Source organism: Burkholderia sp. Ed8, from assembly GCF_040761425.1.
Classification (GTDB): domain Bacteria; phylum Pseudomonadota; class Gammaproteobacteria; order Burkholderiales; family Burkholderiaceae; genus Burkholderia; species Burkholderia seminalis.
On the sequence record NZ_CP142886.1, the window covers coordinates 1088877 to 1112308 of the forward strand.

The 23432-nt window shown below is 60.2% G+C and carries 16 protein-coding genes; 8 read left to right on the forward strand and 8 right to left on the reverse strand.

The annotated features are described in order from the left end of the window. Positions 1-164 precede the first annotated feature (164 nt). On the forward strand, positions 165-599 hold the full coding sequence (locus VXM69_RS18975) for a transcriptional regulator (protein ID WP_034190192.1): 435 nt from the start codon (positions 165-167) through the stop codon (positions 597-599). A 115-nt stretch (positions 600-714) separates the two neighbouring features. Here the strand turns inward: VXM69_RS18975 and yidC are convergent, their stop codons facing one another. The 4 genes from yidC to rpmH all read right to left on the reverse strand — a co-directional run bounded on the left by yidC (position 715) and on the right by rpmH (position 3344). Beyond that, positions 715-2382: a membrane protein insertase YidC gene (gene yidC / locus VXM69_RS18980; protein ID WP_367190018.1), complete on the reverse strand. Its 1668-nt coding sequence runs from the start codon at positions 2380-2382 to the stop codon at positions 715-717. 8 nt (positions 2383-2390) lie between these two features. Then, entirely contained in the window at positions 2391-2657 is a 267-nt protein-coding gene (yidD, locus tag VXM69_RS18985; protein WP_006750110.1) for a membrane protein insertion efficiency factor YidD, read from the reverse strand. A 75-nt stretch (positions 2658-2732) separates the two neighbouring features. Next, positions 2733-3194 (reverse strand): ribonuclease P protein component, encoded by a 462-nt coding sequence (rnpA, locus tag VXM69_RS18990; protein ID WP_006489941.1) that lies wholly within the window; start codon positions 3192-3194, stop codon positions 2733-2735. A 15-nt stretch (positions 3195-3209) separates the two neighbouring features. Further along, entirely contained in the window at positions 3210-3344 is a 135-nt protein-coding gene (gene rpmH / locus VXM69_RS18995) for a 50S ribosomal protein L34 (RefSeq protein WP_004198824.1), read from the reverse strand. 421 nt (positions 3345-3765) lie between these two features. On the opposite strand from rpmH, the gene dnaA reads away from it, so the two are divergent. The 7 genes from dnaA (at position 3766) to VXM69_RS19030 (ending at position 17036) form a co-directional block, all read left to right on the forward strand. Further along, positions 3766-5343: a chromosomal replication initiator protein DnaA gene (gene dnaA, locus VXM69_RS19000; protein ID WP_034190190.1), complete on the forward strand. Its 1578-nt coding sequence runs from the start codon at positions 3766-3768 to the stop codon at positions 5341-5343. Positions 5344-5513: 170 nt separating this feature from the next. Next, positions 5514-6620, forward strand: coding sequence for a DNA polymerase III subunit beta (gene dnaN, locus VXM69_RS19005; RefSeq protein ID WP_006490996.1), 1107 nt, complete (start codon positions 5514-5516; stop codon positions 6618-6620). A gap of 193 nt (positions 6621-6813) precedes the next feature. Continuing rightward, positions 6814-9288 carry a DNA topoisomerase (ATP-hydrolyzing) subunit B gene (gene gyrB / locus VXM69_RS19010; protein ID WP_367190193.1) on the forward strand — a complete coding sequence of 825 codons (2475 nt, stop codon included), beginning with the start codon at positions 6814-6816 and terminating at the stop codon, positions 9286-9288. Between the two features lie 1524 nt (positions 9289-10812). Next, complete coding sequence (locus tag VXM69_RS19015) at positions 10813-11820, forward strand: AAA family ATPase (protein ID WP_367190020.1); 1008 nt, start codon at positions 10813-10815, stop codon at positions 11818-11820. 391 nt (positions 11821-12211) lie between these two features. Continuing rightward, positions 12212-14434: a S8 family peptidase gene (locus VXM69_RS19020; RefSeq protein ID WP_367190021.1), complete on the forward strand. Its 2223-nt coding sequence runs from the start codon at positions 12212-12214 to the stop codon at positions 14432-14434. A 161-nt stretch (positions 14435-14595) separates the two neighbouring features. Continuing rightward, positions 14596-16173 carry an AAA family ATPase gene (locus VXM69_RS19025; protein WP_367190022.1) on the forward strand — a complete coding sequence of 526 codons (1578 nt, stop codon included), beginning with the start codon at positions 14596-14598 and terminating at the stop codon, positions 16171-16173. Positions 16174-16577: 404 nt separating this feature from the next. After that, positions 16578-17036, forward strand: a complete 459-nt coding sequence (locus VXM69_RS19030; protein WP_367190023.1) for a hypothetical protein — start codon at positions 16578-16580, stop codon at positions 17034-17036. Between the two features lie 189 nt (positions 17037-17225). On the opposite strand, the gene VXM69_RS19035 is transcribed toward VXM69_RS19030, so the two are convergent. The 4 genes from VXM69_RS19035 to VXM69_RS19050 form a co-directional block, all read right to left on the reverse strand. Next, the gene (locus tag VXM69_RS19035; RefSeq protein WP_208807039.1) at positions 17226-17429 is read right to left on the reverse strand and encodes a hypothetical protein; all 204 of its coding nucleotides are present in this window, start codon (positions 17427-17429) and stop codon (positions 17226-17228) included. A gap of 145 nt (positions 17430-17574) precedes the next feature. Further along, a complete protein-coding gene (locus VXM69_RS19040; RefSeq protein WP_367190024.1) occupies positions 17575-20697 on the reverse strand; it encodes a type I restriction endonuclease subunit R in 3123 nt (1040 codons plus the stop codon). Then, positions 20694-21926: a restriction endonuclease subunit S gene (locus VXM69_RS19045; RefSeq protein ID WP_367190194.1), complete on the reverse strand. Its 1233-nt coding sequence runs from the start codon at positions 21924-21926 to the stop codon at positions 20694-20696. The genes VXM69_RS19040 and VXM69_RS19045 overlap by 4 nt, the downstream gene beginning before the upstream one ends. Next, positions 21916-23412, reverse strand: coding sequence for an N-6 DNA methylase (locus tag VXM69_RS19050; RefSeq protein ID WP_367190025.1), 1497 nt, complete (start codon positions 23410-23412; stop codon positions 21916-21918). Before VXM69_RS19050 ends, VXM69_RS19045 begins: the two co-directional genes overlap by 11 nt. Between the last annotated feature and the right edge of the window lie 20 nt (positions 23413-23432).

Genomic DNA, 23432 nt, shown 5'->3' on the forward strand with positions numbered 1-23432 from the left:
TGACTTTGCCATCGTTTCGGACGAGTATGCCCGCTGGAGCGCCCCAACGATTTGCCCCCAAATTTCCGCACTCCATCCGGCGAAGGTCGCGATTCGTCCGAAAGAGATACGTTTAGCTCATATGGTTGTCTGAAACGCGTCGATGGAATTGCACAATCTCCCCCATGCCGACATCCGAAGAAAAAGCCGCGTTCTCGGAACGCCTGAAATTCGCCCTGCGGCGCAGCCCGGAGAAGGTCACCGGCGCGACCGAGCTGGCGAATCGATTCAATCTGCGCCACCGCGGAACGCATCCCGTTTCGCCGCAAACCGCGCACAAGTGGCTGACGGGGCGCACGATTCCGACATCGGACAAACTCGAAACGCTCGCCGAATGGTTGCGCGTCGAAGTGCACTGGCTGCATTACGGGCCGTCGCCGAGCGTGATCGAACACCCGACGCCGCAACCGCTGCCCCGCGACGAGCGCTATCCGCCGACGCCCGAGACGATCGAACTCGCGTCGAAAATCGAGGCGTTGTCGCCGCATCAGCGCTACCTCGTGCAGGAGCTGGTCGAGCAGTTCTACGGCGATCTGAAACTCGAAGCGAAGAAAGCCTGACCGGGAACGGCGCGCCGCCGCCGCCGTCGGGAAACAAAAAAGCCGCATGGTCATGAACCATGCGGCTTTTTTGCGTGCGTCGCGGGCGGCTGGCCGCCCGCGCGTGCCACGGGCGTCAGGCAGGCTTCTTCTTGACGCCGCCGAGCTTGCGCGTGATGTAGTACTGCTGCGCGATCGACAGCACGTTGTTCACGACGTAGTACAGCACCAGGCCGGCCGGGAAGAAGAAGAACATCACCGAGAACGCGATCGGCATGAACTTCATCATCTTCGCCTGGACGGGGTCCGGCGGCGTCGGGTTCAGGCTCGTCTGCACGAACATCGACACGGCCATCAGCACCGGCAGGATGAAGAACGGATCGCGCTGCGACAGATCGTGGATCCACAGAATCCACGGCGCGCCGCGCATTTCGACCGAGGCGAGCAGCACCCAGTACAGCGAGATGAACACCGGAATCTGGATCACGACCGGCAGGCAGCCGCCGAACGGATTGACCTTCTCGGTCTTGTACAGCTCCATCAGCGCGGCATTCATCTTCTGCGGATCGCTCTTGAAGCGTTCGCGCAGCGCCTGCATGCGCGGCGTGATTTCCTTCATGCGCGCCATCGACTTGTAGCTCGCGGCCGACAGCGGGAAGAACACGGCCTTGATCAGCACCGTCAGCAGCACGATCGCCCAGCCCCAGTTGCCGACGTAGCTGTGGATCTTCTCGAGCAGCCAGAACAGCGGCTTCGCGATGATCGTCACCCAGCCGTAGTCCTTCACGAGCTCCAGACCCGGCGCGATGCCTTCGAGCATGCGCTCTTCTTCCGGACCGGCGAACAGGCGCGCCTGCACGTCGGCCGACTGGCCCGGCGCGATCGCGGCGACCGGCTGCTTCACGCCGACGCGGTACAGCGTCGGATCGATCTTTTCAGCGTAGATGTCGCGCTTCACGCCCTGCTGCGGAATCCACGCCGACGCGAAGTAGTGCTGCACCATCGCGACCCAGCCGTTGTCGGCGGAGTTCACGAAGTCGGCCTTGTTCTTGTCGAGGTCGCTGAAGTTGATCTTCTGGAAGTGCTTCGCGTCCGTGTAGACCGCCGGCCCGAGGAACGTGTGCGAGAACATCGGCGTTTCGACGGCCGTGTTGTCGCGCACCAGTTCCATGTAGACCGTCGGCGTGACAGGCGCCGTGCCGACGTTGTCGATCTTGGTGTCGACGCCGATCACGTAGCTGCCGCGCGTGAACGTGTAGGTCTTCACGACCTTCACGCCGCCCTTCACCGGCGACTCGAACGACAGCTTCAGCGTGTTCTGGTCGCCCGTCAGCGACGTCGAGCCGGGGTTCAGCTGCGTGTAGACGTCGTTGTGGTTCGGGAAATCGCCGCCGAGCAGGCCCGTGCGCGCGAGATACGTGTGGCCGGCCGTGTGGTCGAACAGCGTGATGTACAGGTCGGGCTGCTTGCCGTCGCCCTGCTTCTTCAGCGTCAGCTTCGCGAGCGTGCCGCCGCGCGTGTCGATTTCGCCGTCGTACACGTCGGTCGAGAACTTCACGAGCTGCGCCTGCGCGGCCGGGGCCGTCGTCGTCGGTGCGGCGCCGGCCGCGGCGGCAGGCACGTCACCTGCGGTCGTCGTCGTCGCGCCCGTGCCCGATGCGCCGCCGGCCGCGGCCGCGGGGGCCGTCTGCGTGGCGCTCGGGAAGAACATCGACGGGCGTCCATGGGACCGCTGCCAGTTGTCGTACAGCATGACAGCTGACATGAAGAAGATCACCCATAGGACGGTGCGTTTGATATCCATGCGTTGTCTCAGAGTCGATGGGACCGCGCGTCGGCTTCGCCGCGAGCGCGAGTGTCGGAGTTGGGCGGCGGGACGAGGTCGATGCCGCCCGCGGAAAACGGATGGCATCGGCACACGCGCCTGACGGCGAGATACGTGCCGCGCGCGGCGCCATGATACTGGATTGCCTCGCGCGCGTAATCCGAACAGGAAGGATAAAAACGGCAACGGTTGCCGAGCATCGGGCTCACGGCAACCTTGTAGAAGCGCAGCAAGGCGATCAGTACCGTTTCCATACCTTGGGCGGCGCCGTACGACGCCGCGTCAAAACCGGCCGGGCAGGCGCGAACGCCGCACCGGGCACGGATGCGTCACTCGGACGCGGGCTTCGACGCACGGCGCGCGATTTCCCGGACTGCCCTGTCGAGCAGTTCGCGGATCTCGGCCGCGCACATCGCCGCGAGCGGGGCGGAAGCCGCGCTCGGCAGCGCTTTCTTGTCGAAGCGCGTGTGCTGCCGCAGCAGCAGGTCGTAACCGGCGAATTCGGCCCGGCGCAGGCGAAACTGATCGCGCGCCAGCCGCTTCACGAGGTTACGCGTCACCGCTCGCGGCGCATACTTCTTGCCGATGACGAGCCCCAGACGTGCAGGCTGACCGGTCGGTTTGCCGTAAATCACGAAGTGCGCGGAGCGCCGCCAGGGGCGCAAACGAAAAACGGATGAAAATTCATCCGTTTTCAGAAGTCGCGCAGCTTTCGGGAAGGCGGCTTTCGTCTGCGACGGATTCGCACCCGGCTCGACGGCACCTTCCGCAGGACTGCGGACGGCGGACACAGCGCGCAACCTGCCTTAGATGGCGAGGCGCTTGCGGCCCTTCGCGCGGCGAGCGTTGATGACCTTGCGGCCACCTGCCGTCTTCATGCGGACACGGAAGCCATGGGTGCGCTTGCGGCGCGTCACGGACGGTTGGTAAGTACGTTTCATGATGTTCTCACTTGTTCGAGAATGTCGAAATTCAGGGGACCGCGTGCCCTTAACCGGAGGCATTCGGGCGAACGCAATCGCCGGGAATACAGGATTGGTTTTCGCGGAACCCGCTATTTAAACCGTTTTTCCGTTGATGGTCAATACTTTACGAGTCGCCCGCCTGTGCCGGGCCGCTCCGATCCGGCCCCGCGCCTCACAAACACAGCCTGTGGATAAGTCCCGCTGTGGCCGCGTTTGGCGTTAGAATCTCGCCTTATCTCCAAGAATCCCGCACGCCGCCTCGGCTCGCGCCTGCCCCTCCAACACTGTGACGCAGGCGTCCGAGGCACGCTCGCACGACCGCTTCGGGCCTTGTTGCGCGACCGCGACAAGGGCGCCGGCGAGCCGCGCTGTGCACGCAAAAAACGACAGTTACTTGATGAACGATTTCTGGCAACACTGTTCCGCACTGCTGGAGCGCGAGCTGACGCCCCAGCAGTACGTGACGTGGATCAAACCCTTGGCCCCGGTGGCCTTCGATGCGTCGGCGAACACGCTGTCCATCGCCGCGCCGAACCGTTTCAAGCTGGACTGGGTCAAGAGCCAGTTTTCGGGACGGATCTCCGATCTGGCCCGGGATTTCTGGAACGCGCCGATCGAAGTCCAGTTCGTCCTGGATCCGAAGGCCGGCATGCGCAGCGCGCCCGCCGGCAGCGCGCCGGCTGCCCCGCGCGCGCCGCTCACCCCGAACGGCCCGGCCGCGACGGTCGCCGCGATCGCCGCCAACCTGACCGCGAATGCCGCCGCCGCGCCCAGCGCGCCGGCCGACGTGCCGATGACGCCGTCGGCGGCCGCCGCGCATCACCTGAACGCCGACGACGCCGACATCGACCTGCCGAGCCTGCCCGCGCACGAAGCGGCGGCCGGCCGCCGCACGTGGCGCCCGGGCCCCGGCGCGGCCCCCGCGAACGGCGGTGAAGCCGATTCGATGTACGAACGCTCGAAGCTGAACCCGGTGCTCACGTTCGACAACTTCGTGACCGGCAAGGCCAATCAGCTCGCGCGCGCCGCCGCGATCCAGGTCGCGGACAACCCGGGCATCTCGTATAACCCGCTGTTCCTGTACGGCGGCGTCGGCCTCGGCAAGACCCACCTGATCCACGCGATCGGCAACCAGCTGCTGCTCGACAAGGCCGGCGCGCGAATCCGCTACATCCATGCGGAACAGTACGTGTCGGACGTGGTGAAGGCGTACCAGCGCAAGGCGTTCGACGACTTCAAGCGCTACTACCATTCGCTCGACCTGCTGCTGATCGACGATATCCAGTTCTTCTCCGGCAAGTCGCGCACGCAAGAGGAATTCTTCTACGCGTTCGAGGCGCTCGTCGCGAACAAGGCGCAGGTGATCATCACCAGCGACACGTATCCGAAGGAAATCTCGGGCATCGACGATCGCCTGATCTCGCGCTTCGACTCGGGCCTCACCGTCGCGATCGAGCCGCCCGAGCTGGAAATGCGCGTCGCGATCCTGATGCGCAAGGCGCAGTCGGAAGGCGTGAACCTGTCGGAGGACGTCGCGTTCTTCGTCGCGAAGCACCTGCGCTCGAACGTGCGCGAACTCGAAGGCGCGCTGCGCAAGATCCTCGCGTATTCGAAGTTCCATGGCCGCGAGATCTCGATCGAGCTGACCAAGGAAGCGCTGAAGGACCTGCTGACCGTGCAGAACCGGCAGATTTCGGTCGAGAACATCCAGAAGACCGTCGCCGACTTCTACAACATCAAGGTCGCCGACATGTACTCGAAGAAGCGCCCCGCGAACATCGCGCGGCCGCGGCAGATTGCGATGTACCTGGCGAAGGAACTCACGCAGAAGAGCCTGCCGGAAATCGGCGAGCTGTTCGGCGGGCGCGACCACACCACCGTGCTGCACGCGGTGCGCAAGATCGCCGACGAGCGCAGCAAGGACGCGCAGCTCAACCACGAGCTGCACGTGCTGGAACAGACGCTGAAGGGCTGAGCGCGCGCACCGCGCTTGATAATTCGGCCTCCGCCCCAATTTAAGGGGGGCGGTTCGGTTTTGAGGCACAATACTGGTTTGACCGCCCCGGTGGTGGCGGGCCAAGAGCCCGGCCGGCGGGGCGCTGCGAGGCTGCTGCGCTGCAGGCCGTTACTCAACGAAGGAACTCTATGCAACTGGTCAAGACCGAACGAGACACCCTCCTCAGGCCGCTGCAAACGGTCAGCGGCATCGTCGAACGCCGCCATACGTTGCCGATCCTCGCCAACCTGCTGATCACCAAGAACGGCCCGGACGTTTCATTCCTGTCGACCGACCTGGAGCTGCAGATCACCACGCGCGCCGATTTCGGCGTCGGCGGCGACCAGATCGCGACCACCGTCGCGGCCCGCAAGCTGCTCGACATCCTGCGCGCGATGCCTGACGGCCAGGTCACGCTGTCGCTCGCCGACAAGCGCCTCACCGTTCAATCGGGCAAGAGCCGCTTCGCACTGCAGACGCTCGCGGCCGACGAGTTCCCGACCGTTGCGCAGGCCAAGGATTTCGGCGCCACGCTGACCGTCCCGCAGAAGTCGTTCCGCCAGCTGCTGGGCATGGTGCACTTCGCGATGGCGCAGCAGGACATCCGCTACTACCTGAACGGCATGCTGCTCGTCGTCGACGGCGACCAGCTGATGGCCGTGGCCACCGACGGCCACCGCCTCGCGTTCTCGTCGATGAAGCTCGAAGGCGGCACGTTCGGCCGCCAGGAAGTCATCGTGCCGCGCAAGACGATTCTCGAGCTGCAGCGCCTGCTCGAGGACATCGACGACACCGTCACCATCGACATCGCGCAAACCCAGGCCAAGTTCACGTTCGGCCAGGTCGAGCTCGTGTCGAAACTCGTCGAGGGCAAGTTCCCCGACTTCCAGCGCGTGATCCCGAAGGCGCACAAGAACACGTTCGAGATCGGCCGTGAAGAACTGCAGCGTTCGCTGCAGCGCGCGGCGATCCTGACCTCGGACAAGTTCAAGGGCGTGCGCTGCATCATCGCGCCGGGCCAGTTGAAGATCATGTCGACCAACGCCGATCAGGAAGAGGCGCAGGAAGAACTCGAAATCGCCTACCAGGGCGATACCGTCGACATCGGCTTCAACGTCACGTATCTGCTCGACGTGCTCGCGAACCTGAAGGTCGACACCGTGCAGGTGAGCCTCGGCGACGCCAGCTCGAGCGCGCTGATTACCGTGCCCGAGAACGACGAGTTCAAGTATGTCGTGATGCCGATGCGCATCTGACGCGCACGACATCAAGACACACACCAGGGGGCGGCAAGCCCCTTTGGCGTTTTTATGGCGAACCGACAACCCGTCCTTTCGGTGCCCGACCGGCACCGTGGATGGGCCAGGAAACTGGAGCGGCCCGGCGATTTCCTTCGCTGAAACGCACCGCGCCGCCACTAGAGTGGCCTCGCAGAACCGGAAGATATCCATGAGTGAACAGCACAATTCGCAACCCGATAACAGCAGCTACGGCGCCTCGTCGATCCAGATCCTCGAAGGTCTGGAAGCGGTGCGCAAGCGCCCCGGGATGTACATCGGCGACACGTCGGACGGCACCGGTCTGCACCACCTCGTGTTCGAGGTGCTCGACAACTCGATCGACGAAGCGCTGGCCGGGTACTGCAACGACATCCACGTGACGATTCACGCCGACAACTCGATTTCCGTGACCGACAACGGCCGCGGGATTCCGACCGACGTGAAGATGAACGACAAGCACGAGCCGAAGCGCAGTGCGGCGGAAATCGTGATGACCGAGCTGCACGCCGGCGGCAAGTTCGACCAGAACAGCTACAAGGTGTCGGGCGGCCTGCACGGCGTGGGTGTGTCGTGCGTGAACGCGCTGTCGAGCTGGCTGCGCCTCACCGTGCGCCGCGACGGCAAGAAGCGTTTCATGGAGTTCCACCGCGGCGTCGCGCAGGATCGCGTGATCGAGGTGGTGGACGGCGTGGAAGTGTCGCCGATGCTCGTGACCGGCGACACCGAGAACCGCGGCACCGAAGTGCATTTCATGGCCGATCCGACGATTTTCGGCACGGTCGAGTATCACTACGACATCCTCGCGAAGCGGATGCGTGAGCTTTCGTTCCTGAACAACGGCGTGCGGATTCGTCTCACGGACCTGCGTTCGGGCAAGGAAGACGATTTCGCGTTCGCCGGCGGGGTGAAGGGCTTCGTCGAGTTCATCAACAAGACGAAGACCAACCTGCACCCGACGGTGTTCTTCGCGAACGGCGAGAAGGACGGCGTGGGCGTCGAAGTCGCGATGCAGTGGAACGACAGCTACAACGAAAACGTGCTGTGCTTCACGAACAACATTCCGCAGCGCGACGGCGGCACGCACCTGACCGGCCTGCGGGCCGCGATGACGCGCGTCATCAACAAGTACATCACCGACAACGAAATCGCGAAGAAGGCGAAGGTCGAGACGACCGGCGACGACATGCGCGAAGGGCTGTCGTGCGTGCTGTCCGTGAAGGTGCCGGAGCCGAAGTTCAGCTCGCAGACGAAGGACAAGCTGGTTTCTTCCGAGGTTCGTGCGCCGGTTGAGGAAGTTGTGGCGAAGGCGCTGGAAGAGTTCCTTTTGGAAACGCCGATCGACGCGAAGATCATTTGCGGGAAGATCGTCGAAGCTGCTCGGGCGCGGGATGCTGCGCGGAAGGCGCGTGAGATGACGCGACGCAAGGGTGTGCTCGACGGCGTTGGTTTGCCGGGCAAGCTCGCGGACTGCCAGGAGAAAGACCCGGCGAAGTGCGAAATCTACATCGTCGAGGGTGACTCGGCAGGTGGGTCCGCGAAGCAAGGGCGTGACCGGAAGTTCCAGGCGATCCTGCCGCTGCGCGGCAAGGTGCTGAACGTCGAGAAGGCGCGCTACGACAAGCTGCTGTCGTCGGAACAAATCGTCACGCTCGTGACCGCGCTTGGGTGCGGTATTGGCAAGGAAGACTACAACCTCGAGAAGCTCCGCTATCACCGCATCATCATCATGACCGACGCGGACGTCGACGGTGCGCACATCCGGACGCTGCTGCTCACGTTCCTGTATCGCCAGATGCCGGACATGATCGAGCGCGGGTACGTGTATATCGCGCAGCCGCCGCTTTACAAGATCAAGGCGGGCAAGGACGAGCGGTATCTGAAGGACGACGTGGAGCTCAACGCGCATATGCTGCGGTTGGCGCTGCAAGGGTCGGAGCTCGTGCCGGGTGAGAATGCTGCGGCGATTTCGGGCGATGCGCTTGGGGAGTTGGCGCGGTCGTATCTGCTGTCGCAGAGCGTGATCGAGCGGTTGAGCCGGTTGTATGACCCGGCCGCGCTGGAAGCGGTCATGGATGGGGTGGTGATCGATCTCTCCAGCGAGGCTTCGACCGAGGCTTCGGCTAAGGCTTTGCACGCTGCGTTGCACGACGAGGCTTTGAAGAACGAAGTGCGTGTGGTGCCTTCGTATGACCCGGTTCGCGAACAACGTGCGTTGCATGTCGAGCGCACGCATCACGGCAACGTGCGGGTTTCGGTCATCGACCAGGAATTCCAGCACACGGCAGATTATCAGCAGCTCGTGACGACCGCGAATACGTTCAAGGGGCTGATTGGGGAAGGTGCGGTCATCAAGCGCGGTGAGCGCAGCATGGCCGTCGCGGACTTCAAGAGCGCGATGAAGTGGCTGCTGGCGGATGCTGAACGCAACGTCTCAAAACAACGCTATAAGGGCCTCGGCGAGATGAACCCCGAGCAGCTGTGGGAAACGACGATGGATCCGGCAGTGCGGCGTCTGCTGCGTGTGCAGATCGAGGATGCGATTGCTGCGGACGGGATCTTTACTACCCTCATGGGGGATGATGTGGAGCCGCGGCGGGCGTTTATTGAGAGCAATGCGTTGCGGGCGGGGAATATTGACGTTTAACCCAGGCTGTAGCGGGAACCATAAGGTGAGATTTTGGGAAGCATCCACTGAGATATTTATTGATGGATGCACTCCGATAGCTCACATTACAGCACCTAGCTAACGTCACAGCCGCAGGAACGAGGGCCGCAATGTTGAGGTGGCCCTCGTTTTTTCAGTCTCGGCAACAATCAGGGGGCGTTTCAGCTTGACTTATGCTGCCTTCGCCAGTCCGCGGTACTTGGCTGTGCTTCAGGCCAATGTACTGAAAGCGATTCAGCCTGCGACAGCATCGCCCGGCTCAAGCACCGGGGCTTCGTTGGTCGCCAAAGCATCGTAGTCGGGGTGGCTCGGTTTGCTGCTCTAGCGAATGCGCTTCTGCTTCTTATAGATAGACCCACGGCGCTCACCACCGCCGAAAGACACCACGCGGCGATGACCCTTGATTCCCTCCTATCTGACGCCGGCAAAAACGTGGAATCTGGCGAAGTCGGTGACGGTGGAGTGAAAGGCCGGCTGGGGCGGGTGACCGTGCTAAGTTGCATTAATTCCGGTTATGGACACTCGATTTAGGTTTGGTTACGAGGGCCTTTTGTGCCGCCAAGCCTTTCCTGACAAGGCGTAACTGAAACTGTTGTCAAAGGGGCGCCGGAGCTTTTTTCGGCGCCCCTTTTTTGCGATTGCCTTGCAGATTTCATAAATTCCACAGGAGCGACGCCCCATTGAGCGAACGTTCGCGGCCTCATTGTCGGCCTGCGCCCCCACCCTCCAGACCTTTCAGCCATCCAACGCCCACCACCTAACCCCGGCAAAGGCTGTGGAGTTAAGCTGTTGTTGTCGCGCCAAGACAACCTGTTCTTGACGCTTTTGCGGCCGAAACACGTCTTCCACAAGACCTCCCTGTCGCCAAAGTCTGCAGACGCTTCAAATCCCCGTGGTCGCACCCTTTTTCGGGTCACAGTGACCATCTCGCCTGACCGGCGCCTATTTGGATATAGCGAGAGCGGTCCGTCGTGGCGCTTGGTCTCAGAGACTCCACTCTGCTAGCAACTCCGACCGTCCATGCCAAAGCGGCCGACCGATGCGCCTAAGTGCGACGCGTCGTGCCTGGACGCATTCCCATATTGGCAAAACCCCAATAGCTGTATATATATACAGTATCCAATTTCCGCTCTCTCAGCGTCCAGTGAGCCCTTCGAGCAGGAGCACCGTCCGCTTCGCGTTCTCAAGCGCCCCCTCCAAAGCGTTCTCGGTGTGGGATTGCTCGCTCAACGCTTCGGCCATCCGAGCTAGGCAGTAGTTGATGAGCGACACAGGTGCGCCGAGTTGCTCTCTCTCGTACCGCGAGAGGGCTGACTTGCTGACACCGGTCGTGGCGGCAAAATCGGCTTGCGTATTTGTGCCGCGGGCCCAACGGAGGAGTTCGCCCTGACTGCGAGGTGGAAACATGCGTGGAAAAATGCTGTAGTAGCAACATGGTTGCTATAATAGCAACTTTCAGCCGGCTCGAAGCCTATACTTCGTCTCAAGACTTCTGAGGTTCAAATGGCCCGTTCAGACCAACTAAAAGCATTACTGCGCGCCTATGCTGGTGACAATCACGAGCATTTCTTCGCGGTGGCTATGCAGATGGCGGCGGACGAAGCGCACCGCGGGCACACGAAATTGGCGGCAGAACTGCGCGACCTCGTCGATGCGGCCAAGGCTGGCAAACCTACGCTCAAAATTGGGGCGCGCGGAAAGACTTCCGCCCGCCCTATTCCACTTGCGCAACCCAAGGGGGAGCTGGCTGAGCTGCTCGCGGTTCAATATCCGGAGGAGCACCTGCAGCACATGGTGCTGTCCGATGGAGTTCGTCAGAAACTTGCTCGTGTGCTGCGTGAGCAGCGCCACCACGAGCAGTTGCGTCTTCATGGGTTGAGCCCGAGGCGCAAGCTTCTGCTTGTGGGCCCGCCGGGAACTGGCAAAACCATGACTGCGGCGGCGCTCGCCGGCGAGCTCCGGCTCCCGCTCTTTACTGCGCGGTTCGATAGCCTGATAACAAAGTTCATGGGCGAGAGCGCGTCCAAGCTGCGTCTCGTCTTTGAAGCGTTGAAGTCGAGTCGCGGCGTGTACTTTTTCGACGAATTCGACTCGCTAGGTCTGCAGCGAGGCAGCCAGCATGACGTCGCCGAAATGCGACGCACGCTCAACATGTTTCTGCAACTCATTGAGCAGGACACGTCGGACAGCCTTCTAATTGCAGCAACGAATCACGGGAAGGACCTCGACACGGCTCTGTTCCGCCGATTCGATGACGTCATCAACTATGAAGCGCCCGACGAGCAGCAGATTGAAGCTCTGCTCAAAAACAGCCTCGGCACGTTCGTGACGCCGAAAATAGACTTCCGGCGACTGGCTCAAATTGGCCGCGGCGAGTCTCACGCTGACATTGTCAAGGCATGTCTCGATGCCCTCAAAGACGCCATCATGGAAGGCGAGAAAGTGGTTAGCCACGAGAGCGTTGAGCGCCATCTAGAAGAACGTGCTCAAGGGCGCAATTTCCGCGTGTAAATCTTTGTAAGAACTGCTGTAGACTCTTGAACTAATAGAACAAATTAGAGCTTAAGAGAATGGCAGACGAACTTAAAAGTCACCTGTCCATTGACGGATATGTGACCGGGGTCAAATTTCGCTCTCCGTTAAACGTCATCCGGGAGCCCGCTCCGCAGCGGGCGGACCGGGGGGCACACGGAGCACGCCTGCTAAGCAGATTGAGGAGCTCGGCGGCGACATCGAAGACCTGGAAGACCTGCGCCAGCAGCTTGGGCTCCCTCTGCGCCGCGGCATCCGAATCGCCATTGAATTCAGGCCGCGGAACTCGTTTGATTACGGCTCGGTTGAGTGGGCAAAAGACGGCATCCAGCTCCTGACTGTGATTCCTCAAGATGACCACGACGTCGTCGTGTTGCACGTGCCGGACGGGAAGCTATCGGCATTTGTGAAGCGCATCCAAGAATACATACATGAAAACAACAAGAAAGGCGACAAACCTAAGAACGCTCCGCTGGTAAATGCGATTGAGAATATTCGGCGCGCGGCGTTTTCTGAACTCTGGACCGACGCGGCTGCCCCGCCAGAAGACAATGAGAATCATTGGTTTCAGGTCTGGTTGCGGCATACCGCAGGCAAGCCGGAAGCCGTCGTCGCCGAGTTCAAAGCCGAGGCAGGCAAGGTAGGCATCGAGGTTACCCCCGGATATGTCCCGTTCCCCGGCAGATTGGTGATTGCCGCGTATGGGAATCGCCTAGCGTTCCAGCAAGCGGTCGATGTGCTCGACTTGATTGCTGAAATCCGGTTTGTCGAGCCGAATGCGGAATTTTTCATCAGCGAACTAACCGCTGCCGAACAGGCTGACTGGATTCTCGACTTGGTCGAACGTACGACTGTTGGCGATGCCGACGCACCGCATGTATGCATTCTGGATACCGGTGTGAATAATGGGCATCCGCTACTGGAGCAGGCACTGCATGCACACGACATGCACACCTACCATCCGGATTGGCCGAAACACGATGCGGACAGGCATGGCAGCGAGATGGCAGGCATCGCTCTGTACGGCGATTTGTCTTCAGCGCTCAATTCACAAGAGCAAATGGCGCTGCCACATCGCCTTGAATCCGTGAAGATTCTCCCGCCCGAAGGAGCGAATTCGCCAAAGCTTTGGGGCGCTGTAACTATCGATTCGGTCGGTCGCGTTGAGGTCGAAAATGCCAAACGCACTCGGGTTTTTGCGATGATGACGACATCTGTCGGACACGTTGAGGGAAACCCGTCAGAGTGGTCTGCGACCATAGACCAATTGGCATTCGGTCGAGCGCCGGTAGACATCCCGACGCTGAAAGCACACCTCAAGGCGAAATCAAAAATCGAGGAGACGCCGCGCGTCCCGCGGCTCTTTGTACTCTCTGCAGGCAACGTGGAATGGCCAGAATGGGCCGAGTACCCAGAGAAGAACGCCCAGAGTCCAGTTCAAAATCCCGCGCAGTCATGGAACGCCCTGACTGTCGGAGCATGCACGCACCTCGTTGACATCGATACCAAGAAGCATCCGGGTTATAAGGCAATTGCCGCACGCGGCCATCTCTCGCCTGCCTCAACGACCTCAATGATTTGGAGCGGAACAGCGTGGCCCTTCAAGCCGGACGTAGTTGCGGAAGGCGGCAATGGTTCGTTGGACGCATTGGGCATGGTCGATACCGGACCGGAGTCGCTGCGCGTTCTTACCACGTCGAATCGTCCGCTGGAGGAACCATTCGCGGCCTCAGGCGACACCAGCGCTGCCGCTGCCGAAGTTTCCCGCATTTGCGCTCACCTGCGCGCCCAGTACCCTGGGTACTGGCCCGAAACCATTCGTGCCCTTGTCGTCCACGGCGCTGAGTACACGCCAGCCATGCGCGCGACTTTGTCCGCAAAACCGAAAAAAGAGGACAAAGAGCAGCTGCTGCGCACCTTTGGCTACGGGATGGTCAGCCTCGAGCAATCGGAGTTCTCAACCATCCATCGCCCGACGCTCGTTATTCAGGGGGAATTCAATCCATACGTTCGCGGGGGCAAGTCAATCACGCTCGGCGACATGCAGCTGCACGACCTTCCGTGGCCAGAGGAAGAGCTGCGAGCGCTTGGCGCGACGCAAGTCGAGATGCGCGTCACGCTATCGTACTTTGTCGAACCAAACCCGAGCTCGCGCGGCTGGCAAAGCAAGTTCCGATATCAGTCTCACGCACTTCGGTTCGCAGTGAAGGCTGCGACAGAAGACGCCAGCGAATTCCGCAAGCGAATCAACAAGGTCGAGCGGATGGAGGGCGAAGCAGGATTCACCGACCCAGATTCCGCGCAATGGCTATATGGCCTTCAACTTCGTTCGCGAGGCTCGTTGCATTCCGACGTCTGGACCGGAACTGCGGCGCAGCTCGCCTCGAAATCTCATGTGGCCGTCTTCGCCGTGGGCGGCTGGTGGAAAGATTGGGAGCAGTTGAAGCAGTGGAAACACAAGACGAGATATGGCCTAGTCATCTCGCTCCGGGTCGCCGACACTGTGGATACTGACATTTACACGCCCATCGCAAACATTATCCAGCAAGGCATCGCAATTGATATTGACGTGCCCAGGGGCTCGCAGAACTAATAGTAGTCAAGACGCGCGCGCCTTCCATCTCAAGATGGTCACGCGTTCGGTTTAAACGCACTGCCCAAAAAGATTCGAGATATAGCAACTGCATGGACGCAAGAATTCACGTAGTTTCGCCTAGGACCTCACTGCGGACGGCTCCCCCACATTCGTTTATCTTGACGCAAGATAACTGGGACGATTTTGGGTACAAGACCCAATATCACTTGAGCTATGCTGATGGCGATGGAAATGTGACCCACATTGGGAATGTAAAGATACTGCACATTAACCAGCCCGAATCCAGCTCTTCTGCGTTGCATCAGGCGTTTGACTCTCTCGGAGACGAATACTGCTCATTGGGGCAATCGCTCGACTACTACCAGCGAATAGCAGAGATGCCTGAAGAGGATAGAAACTATGTTCTGTCCGCACTGAAAGATGTAATTCGTGACCGTAGTCGTCAAACTCGCTTCGAGTCTGAGGTGGGATGGCGGAAGTCCTTGCTCCGCGAAATTGGCTCGCTTGACGAATTCGTTCCGCTCGCTTCGACGATTTTGGAGCAAAACTATAGCGAATTGCCGAGTCTCGGCTCCCATTTTGAATTCCGGATGCCCGGGTGGTCAAGCGCCGTTGAATTTGCGTTCGATGCTCCAAACGTCCCGGATGTACGACCATATCTGGAACGTGCCGCAGACGGCCCCCCAGCCGAACTACCGCGTCGCATTTCCGTTGTTATCGGGCGCAACGGCTCTGGCAAAAGCACACTACTCTCGCGACTCGCCCGATTCGCGCATGCATCACGTGGCGACCGTCTACGGCACAACCTAACCTCACTGGGAGAGTTGACACCCGCTGGACTGGGATTCTCACGCATTTTAACGGTTTCTTATAGTGGGTTCGACAACTTCCAGGTGCCGGGCGTTACACGACGGGAACGACAGACGATTGCCGAAGAACTGGCCAGAGGAACCGGTCGCTTTATCTTTTGTGGGCTTCGAGATATTGGAGCAGAGTTGGGTTCAGAACTGGACCACTCGCCAGGGGACGATAATCAGTGGACTCCATTCGAAGACCGACAACAGACAACCATGCTGAAATCGGCTCAGACTTTGAGTGCCGAATTTGCCAGAACAGTCGACCGCGTCCGAGCTCTAGAGCGTGGCTCTCTTCTTGCCATTGCTTTGCAGCCAATTCTCGCAGACCCATCGTTCAACGACCTTCGTCCTACCCTCTACGGTCAGCTAATGACGGGAAACTGTGAGCAAATGTTCCTTGCTTGGAGCACAGGCCATAAAATCGTGTTACATGTGATTTGCAGCCTCGTTGCCTACGTCGAACCCCGTTCACTCGTCCTTTTCGACGAACCTGAAACGCATTTGCATCCTCCATTACTCGCTTCGTTGATGCACTCCTTACGACGGGTACTCGCGGAGAAAGATGCGTATGCCGTCGTCGCGACGCATTCGCCTGTCGTTTTGCAGGAAACCATGGCGAAGCATGTGCACATCATCTCAAGAGAAGGCTCAGAGACGGTGGTTCAACGGCCCGGCGCCGAAACTTTTGGCGAGAATATCGGCATTCTCACATCAAGCGTATTCAATCTCACGTCGGAGGTCACCGATTTCAACGAGACGCTACGGAAGCTGGCGAGGCAGGTGCAGAATCTCGACCAGCTCGAGGCACTCTTCGAAACGGGAGGGCTTAGCCTTCAAGCACGCGCATACGTAATGTCCGTTCTGGCATCCGCACGGTAACAGCAAATGTGGAAACTCCCTCTGCCAGACGATGCTCCGGCCATGGATGAGCTGGTCACGGCACTCACTCCCGCGCGCGGTGCACCGGTCGTTGAACTCTCGGACGACGATAAAGCTGCGTTTCTCGACCTGTATCGGCTTTACGATGCCCATCGAGGAGAACCGAGCCTCGAGCTCGAGGCCAGGAATATTTCCGCTGTCGCGGCCCAGGCGGTTCACGACGGGTACGATGCGACACAGGCCGGCAGTCGTCTTGCGCACCTTCGCACAAGATTGCAGGCCGGCATCCCCCGGTGCCCCTTCTGCGGATTTGCGCCAGTAACGTCTCTTGACCATCACTTGCCGCGTTCGACATATCGAGCGCTTGCTGTATATGCGCGCAATCTTGTTCCCGCATGCGGCACTTGCAACCAAAAAAAGGAGCCTCCGTCGGCGGTCAAGAGGAACATCAAAGGTTCATCAACGCCTACTTTGCCGACCTTCCTGCCGAGCGATTCTTCGTTGCGAGATGCGCCATGGTGGGCGGAGCGCTCGTCACCCAGTTCGAAGTCGTTCAAACGCCCGGACTGTCCGACCATGTTTTCAGAAGGCTAACGTATCAGTTCCAGCGACTCGAACTCAACGCTCGTCTACAGGGGGAGACCATGGATTTCCTCGTTTCCCTTGAGACCGGGTTGGAAGATGCATACAACACACCAGAGGGTGCGCTCGCTGTGTCGCATTTCCTTGCCAGGTCCGCGACATCACAAGAGCGCGTGAACGGCCTCAATCATTGGAAGACGGCGCTGCTACACGGACTGACCGGATGCATTGAATTCTGTGACGGCGGCTTCAGACTCGGCCATGCAAACCCGGGCGCCTGACCTAACGCAATGCAGTCGCGTGACGGTTTTGCTTCTGACCGCGCGCAATCTGCAGCAAACATCCTCTGCTCTTATCTCGCCGCGCACAGGTATGCCCTTGCGTATGAAACCGCTGTCGACATTTGCGATACGTTGGCGGTGACGATAATGGCCGACAAAGGTGTCCGCCCGACCATTGCGTAAGCAGCCTCATGAACCACGCTTCTTCGCCATAACGGCTCGGATGTCCTTCTCGCTAACCTTTCCGGTCTTATCGCGCATTGTCTTCAGGGTCGTGTCCGGCGCGAATCCCGGGATGGGTTTCTGCAAGTTCTTGTTCTTCGTATTGCCGTGCTTCAGGTCAATCGTTCCGTCCTTGTCACGATGGCGACCATCGAGTCCAGGTTGCTTCATGGTGGCGCTCCTTTTGGTTATGAGGGGATTCGAAATGCCGTAACATTATGTGACGACGGATGAGTTGGACGAGGAGCTAATGCAGTATCAGCGGAGAGAACCAAGAACTCGCTGATTGCTCTCTCACGTATCGCTCCTCTGCTCTCTATGCTCCAACCCACGCCAATGAAAGCGATTCCGCCTGCGACAGTACGGTGTCCGTCGCCTCCTCCTGTCGGTCCGGCGGGTACTTGTAGCGTTTGAGCAGCGTCTTGACCATCACTCGCAGCCTTGCACGCACGGTTTCCCGCTTCGACCAATCGACCGTGACCGAGCCCCGAAGCTTCACGACCAGCTCAACTGCGATTTTCTTGAGCGTGTCATCGCCCAGCTCACGCACAGCGGCTTCGTTGGTCGCCAGAGCATCGTAGAACGCCATTTCATCTGGGCTCAGGCCCAGCTCCATACCGCGCTGAGCCTCAGCCTGGAACTTCTTCGCCATCGCAATCAGTTCCTCGATGACCTGGGCGGTCTCCACGGCACGATTGCGGTAGCGCGTCAGGCTCTGTTGCAGTAGCTCCGAGAACTTCGCGCTCTGCACGACATTGGTCTTGAAACGCGACTTGATTTGGTCTTTTAGCAGGCGCTCCAGCAGCTCGACAGCCAGGTTGCGTTGCTGCATGTGGCGCACATCCTCGAGAAAGCCATCGGAGAGCACGCTGATGTCGGGACGCTTCAGCCCTGCCGCAGAAAAGATGTCGATGACCTGGTCGCTGACCACGGCCCGGCTAATGATTTGCCGCAGCGCATGCTCCTTCTGCTCATCGGTCAGCACCTTGTCAGCGCCGTCATGCTTGATTAGCGCGGCCTTCACGGCTTGCAGGAAGGCCAGCTCGTCGCGATAGGCAAGCGCTTCGTCAAGCGTGCAGCACAACGCGAACGCTTTGCTCGCGGCAAGCACGGTGTCGGCGAAGCGTTTCTTCCCGTCGTCCTGACCGAGTACATGGTTTGCCACGCCTGGCAGTAGTTGCCATGCCTGGGTGCGAAACGCCGCGTAATCGACGCCGTACAGCATGTTGTGCAGCACGTCCATCTTTTCGGCCAGGATGGCCAGAGCTTCGTGCGCGTCGATGGTCGGTCTGCCACGCCCGTGAGCTTGGGTGTAAGTGGCGAGTGCGGATTTCAGCTCGTTTGCGATGCCGATGTAGTCGACTACTAGACCGCCGGGTTTGTCTTTGAAAACCCGATTCACTCGCGCGATGGCCTGCATCAGATTGTGGCCGCGCATCGGCTTGTCGATGTACATGGTGTGCATACACGGCGCATCAAAGCCGGTTAGCCACATGTCGCGGACGATGACTAGCTTAAACGGGTCGGCTGGGTCCTTGAAGCGCTTTTCGAGGTCGTCGCGTACCTTCTTCGGGTAGATGTGCGGCTTGAGCATCGCCTTGTCGGACGCCGACCCGGTCATCACTATTTTGATGGAACCCTGCGTCGGGTCGTCGCTGTGCCATTCCGGGCGAAGCTGGGTAATCGCGTTGTACAGGTGCACGCAGATGTCGCGGCTCATCGCGACAATCATTGCCTTGCCGTCCATGACGGACTGACGGTTCTCGAAGTGGCTGACGATGTCGGCGGCGATTTTCTGAATACGTGGCGGTGCGCCGACGATTTTCTCCAGAGCAGCCCAGCGGCGCAACGTGGCGACCTTGGCCTCATCACTTTCCTCGTCCTCGGTCAGCTCGTCCACTTCGTCATCGAGCGCACTCGCGTCTTCGTCTTTCAGCTCTAGGCTGGCGAGGCGGCTTTCGTAGTAGATGGGCACCGTGGCACCATCTTTTACCGCCTGCTCGATGTCATAGATGTGGACGTAGTCGCCAAACACGGCGCGGGTGTCGCGGTCGTCGAGCGATACCGGCGTGCCGGTGAACGCGACGAAGGTGGCTTTGGGCAGCGCGTCGCGCAAATATTGAGCGTAGCCGTAGCGGACAGCCGTGCTTTCGCCCTTGCCGTCCGTATTTGGCAGGCGGGCGTCGAAGCCGTACTGGCTGCGATGCGCCTCGTCGCAAATGACGACGATATTGCGACGGTCGGACAGCACCGGGAACATGTCTTCGTCAGCACCGGGCGTGAACTTCTGGATGGTCGTGAAGACGACACCACCTGATGGACGGTTTGCCAGAAGCTCGCGCAGTTTGGGCCGCGTGTCGGCCTGCACTGGGGTTTCGCGCAGAAGCTCTTTCGCGCCTGCGAACACCCCAAAAAGCTGGTTGTCAAGGTCGTTGCGGTCGGTCACGACCACGAGCGTTGGGTTCCCCATGCCTTCGTGGGCCATCAATGCTCCAGCGAGGCAGGTCATTTCGATGCTCTTGCCCGCGCCCTGCGTATGCCAGACCACGCCACCCTTGCGCGAGCCTCCAGGGGCTGAGGCTAGCAGCACGCTTTGCACGACTGCGCGCACGGCGTGAAACTGGTGGTAGGCGGCAACCTTCTTGACGAGCTGGCCGTCGTCCTCGAACAGGATGAAGTGGTGCAGGTATTCGAGGAGGTAGTCGCGCCGGAACAGGCCCCGCGTCAGAGTTTCCAGCTCATGCATCTCGCCGAGCGGGTCGGTTTCATCGCCGTCGATGGTCCGCCAGGCCAGAAAGCGTTCCTTGTTCGACGTGAGCGAGCCCATGCGGGCGGTGGTGCCGTCCGAGATGACCTCAAGCGCGTTGGCGTTGAACAGGTCGGGGATGTCTTGATGGTAGGCCTGGAGCTGGTTCCAGGCGGCCCAGATATCGGCATTCTCGTCGCCAGGATTCTTCAGCTCGACCACGACAATCGGCAGGCCGTTGAGATACAGCACGACATCGGGGCGACGAAGCTGCTTCGGCCCCTGGATGGCGAGCTGGTTGACCGCGAGCCAGTCGTTCGCGTCGATGTCGGTGAAATCGACCAGGCGCACGCGGTCGCCGCGCGTTTCGCCGTCTTTCTGGAACTCGACCGGCACGCCGTCCACCAGCCAGCGGTAAAGCTGGCGATTGGCGTTAACGAGGCCGGGCACGTTCGGATTCAGCACATGGCGCAGCGCGTCCTCGCGGGCGATGGACGGAATGTGCGGGTTCAGCTTCGCAATGGCGGCAGCCAGGCGGTAGCGCAGCGTCACGTCGCGATAGGTGTCGCGCTCCGTGCCCGGCGTCTTGGCGTCTGGTGGGGAAATATCGGGGCCGTGGGCGGTCTGCCAGCCCAATGCGGCCAGCCATTCAAGCATTGCCTGTTCGACTGCGTCCTCGGTGATGCCGCTCATGCCAGCGCCTCGTTCAATTGGGCCTCCGCTTCAGGGAGGCGGAGTTTGCCGGAAATTAGTCGAGGAAGAAGCATGTCGCGAAGGTCGGCCAAACTCTTCACCGTCCAACGGTCTTCGCCGACTTTGGCAAGTAATGCCCTGACGGTTCGGCTGAACGCGTCGTAGACATCACCCGGAGCCAACACAAGTGCGAGCGCGGCCACCTGGTCGGGCTTGACGCGCTGATGGCTATTTGAAGTGCCGGTAACCAAGGTTCGAACGGATGCCGCGAACGCCGGACTACTCAGCGTGCAGTAGATGACTTCCTCGCTTGCAGTTCCTTTCGGCACCCAGGGAAGAAATTCTGTTGAGCAAACGGCTCTATCGCCTACACGCGAAGGGAACCAAACACGAGGGATATGCGGATTCAACTTCGACTGCAGAACGGCGCCAGCTGGCACGCGTGTCTTGTTGCTCTTGATTGTCTCGCCCAGCTCAAAGACGGGGAGCTGCGATGCGTCGAAGGCCGGCAAACTGTAGTGCTCAAATGTATCGGCCGGCGTGGTCATGGGGTTTATCGAACCCTTGACCAAGCTGGCAAGGTCACCAAAAGTTCCCACTCGCCACCCCTTCGGAATCTCCCCCAACTTCGAATCCTCGAACGAATCCGGAAATAGCGCTGCCGTTTCTGCGCCCATGCCTTCTGGTTCGCTGCCCTCAGCCTTCACGCGCACCGGGTCGAAGTCGATGAACCAGCTTTTGAACAGTGCTCGGGCGATGGATTCGAGCGTGGCGTTGGTCCGGCGCAGGAGGTCGATGCGGTCGTCGAGCGAACCAAGTACATCAGCTATGTCCCGTTGAACATTCACCGGCGGTAGAGTAACCCGCGCTTCATGAAGATGATTTCGATTTACTCCCGGGACCGCAGCCTTATCTGAAAAAGCGAAGAAATCGAAAGTCGACAAGAAGTAACGAATATATTTCGGGTCATTTCCCTTGAAATCTCGCACGTAAAGTGTCGTATTCAAAGGCCAGAAGTCATCTTCAATATAGAAAACCTGACCGAGCGTTCCATATCGCCCCGTCACGACGCCTGGCCCATTGACCATCGACACGTTGTGTGAATCGCTAACACCCGACGACGATACGAGTGGCACAGTTCCCTTTACTCGCTTTGCCTGCGGTAGGTCGTAGCCGCGCTTTAGCTCGATAAAGTCGCCCAAACGACCCGAACGCCACTCAGATTGCATATCCAAGCCCCCCGAGCTTTTCCCGAATCACTGCATCCAACTCCGCGCCCTTCGCCATTTGCTCGGCAAGCTGCGCGGTCAGCCCGTCCATCTTCTCATTGAACGCCTCGTCGTCATCCTCGATTTCTTCGGCTCCAACATAGCGCCCCGGCGTGAGTACATACCCATGCTCGGCAATCTCTGCCAGCTTCACCGACCGGCAGAAGCCCGGCGCATCAGCATAAGGCTCGTCGGTGCCATCCTCGCCATCGGCACGCCAACGATGCACAGTCGCGGCAATCTTAACGATGTCCTCGTCATCGAACACGCGCACCACGCGCGATTCCATGCGCCCGAGCTTGCGCGCGTCGATGAACAGCACTTCACCGCGCCGGTCACGCCTCGGCTTGGCACCGGCAATCGGTGTGCCACTCTTGTCCTTCGCGAGGAACCAGAGGCAAGCTGGAATCTGGGTGTTCAGGAACAATTGCGGCGGCAGGGCAACCATCACGTCTACCACGTCGCCATCGACCATCGAACGGCGAATGGCCCCTTCGTTGTTCTGGTTGCTGCTCATGCTGCCGTTGGCAAGCACTACGCCCGCCTGACCGCGTGGGCTCAGGTGGTGCAGGATGTGCTGGAGCCAGGCGTAGTTTGCGTTACCGGTGGGAGGCGTGCCATGTGTCCAGCGCCTGTCATCGGCAAGACGCTCGCCGCCCCAATCGCTGATATTGAACGGCGGATTCGCCAGCACATAGTCGGCGCGCAAATCTGGGTGCTGGTCACGGTGGAACGTGTCGGCGGGCTCTTTGCCCAAATCCGCCGCAAAGCCTCGAATCGCCAGGTTCATGGCAACCAGACGCCAGGTAGTCGGGTTGGCTTCCTGGCCGTAAATGCTGATGTCGTCCGCCCGCCCGCCGTGAGATTCGATGAATTTTTCGCTCTGCACGAACATGCCGCCCGAGCCGCAGCATGGGTCATAGACGCGTCCTTGATGGGGTGCCAGCACCTCGACTAGGACGCGCACCACTGAGGCGGGCGTGTAGAACTGCCCGCCCTTCTTACCTTCGGCAGTGGCGAACTGCCCGAGAAAGTATTCGTACACCTCGCCCAGCAGGTCTTTCGCGTGGTGGCCCTCGCCAAAGCCAATCTTTGAAATCAGGTCCACCAGCTCGCCGAGCTTGCCCGGTTCGAGCTGCGTGCGGCCAAAACGCTTGTCGAGAATGCCTTTCAGGCGCGGGTTATCAGCCTCGATGGCTTCGAGCGCAGCATCAATCCGCACGCCAATGTCGGCCTGCTTTGCCTGCGCGCGCAGCGTCTCCCAGCGTGCCGCTGCAGGCACCCAGAAAACATTTGCCATCGTGAAATAGTCGCGCTCTTCCAGCGCCTCGACATGGTCTGCGGCGTCGGGCAGATACAGGTCGTCATTCTCGTCGGCAAATGCAGCAGAGAGTTGCGCACGCCGCTCGTCGAATGCATCCGAAATGTATTTAAGAGGCCAGTTCAAAAACTCCGGAGAGGGGTTGT

Coding starts and splice junctions, on each gene's coding strand:
- VXM69_RS18975 (WP_034190192.1), top strand. CDS start 165: ATGCCGACATCCGAAGAAAAAGCCGCGTTCTCGGAACGCCTGAAATTC.
- yidC (WP_367190018.1), bottom strand. CDS start 2,382: ATGGATATCAAACGCACCGTCCTATGGGTGATCTTCTTCATGTCAGCT.
- yidD (WP_006750110.1), bottom strand. CDS start 2,657: ATGGAAACGGTACTGATCGCCTTGCTGCGCTTCTACAAGGTTGCCGTG.
- rpmH (WP_004198824.1), bottom strand. CDS start 3,344: ATGAAACGTACTTACCAACCGTCCGTGACGCGCCGCAAGCGCACCCAT.
- dnaA (WP_034190190.1), top strand. CDS start 3,766: ATGAACGATTTCTGGCAACACTGTTCCGCACTGCTGGAGCGCGAGCTG.
- dnaN (WP_006490996.1), top strand. CDS start 5,514: ATGCAACTGGTCAAGACCGAACGAGACACCCTCCTCAGGCCGCTGCAA.
- gyrB (WP_367190193.1), top strand. CDS start 6,814: ATGAGTGAACAGCACAATTCGCAACCCGATAACAGCAGCTACGGCGCC.
- VXM69_RS19015 (WP_367190020.1), top strand. CDS start 10,813: ATGGCCCGTTCAGACCAACTAAAAGCATTACTGCGCGCCTATGCTGGT.
- VXM69_RS19035 (WP_208807039.1), bottom strand. CDS start 17,429: ATGAAGCAACCTGGACTCGATGGTCGCCATCGTGACAAGGACGGAACG.
- VXM69_RS19040 (WP_367190024.1), bottom strand. CDS start 20,697: ATGAGCGGCATCACCGAGGACGCAGTCGAACAGGCAATGCTTGAATGG.
- VXM69_RS19045 (WP_367190194.1), bottom strand. CDS start 21,926: ATGCAATCTGAGTGGCGTTCGGGTCGTTTGGGCGACTTTATCGAGCTA.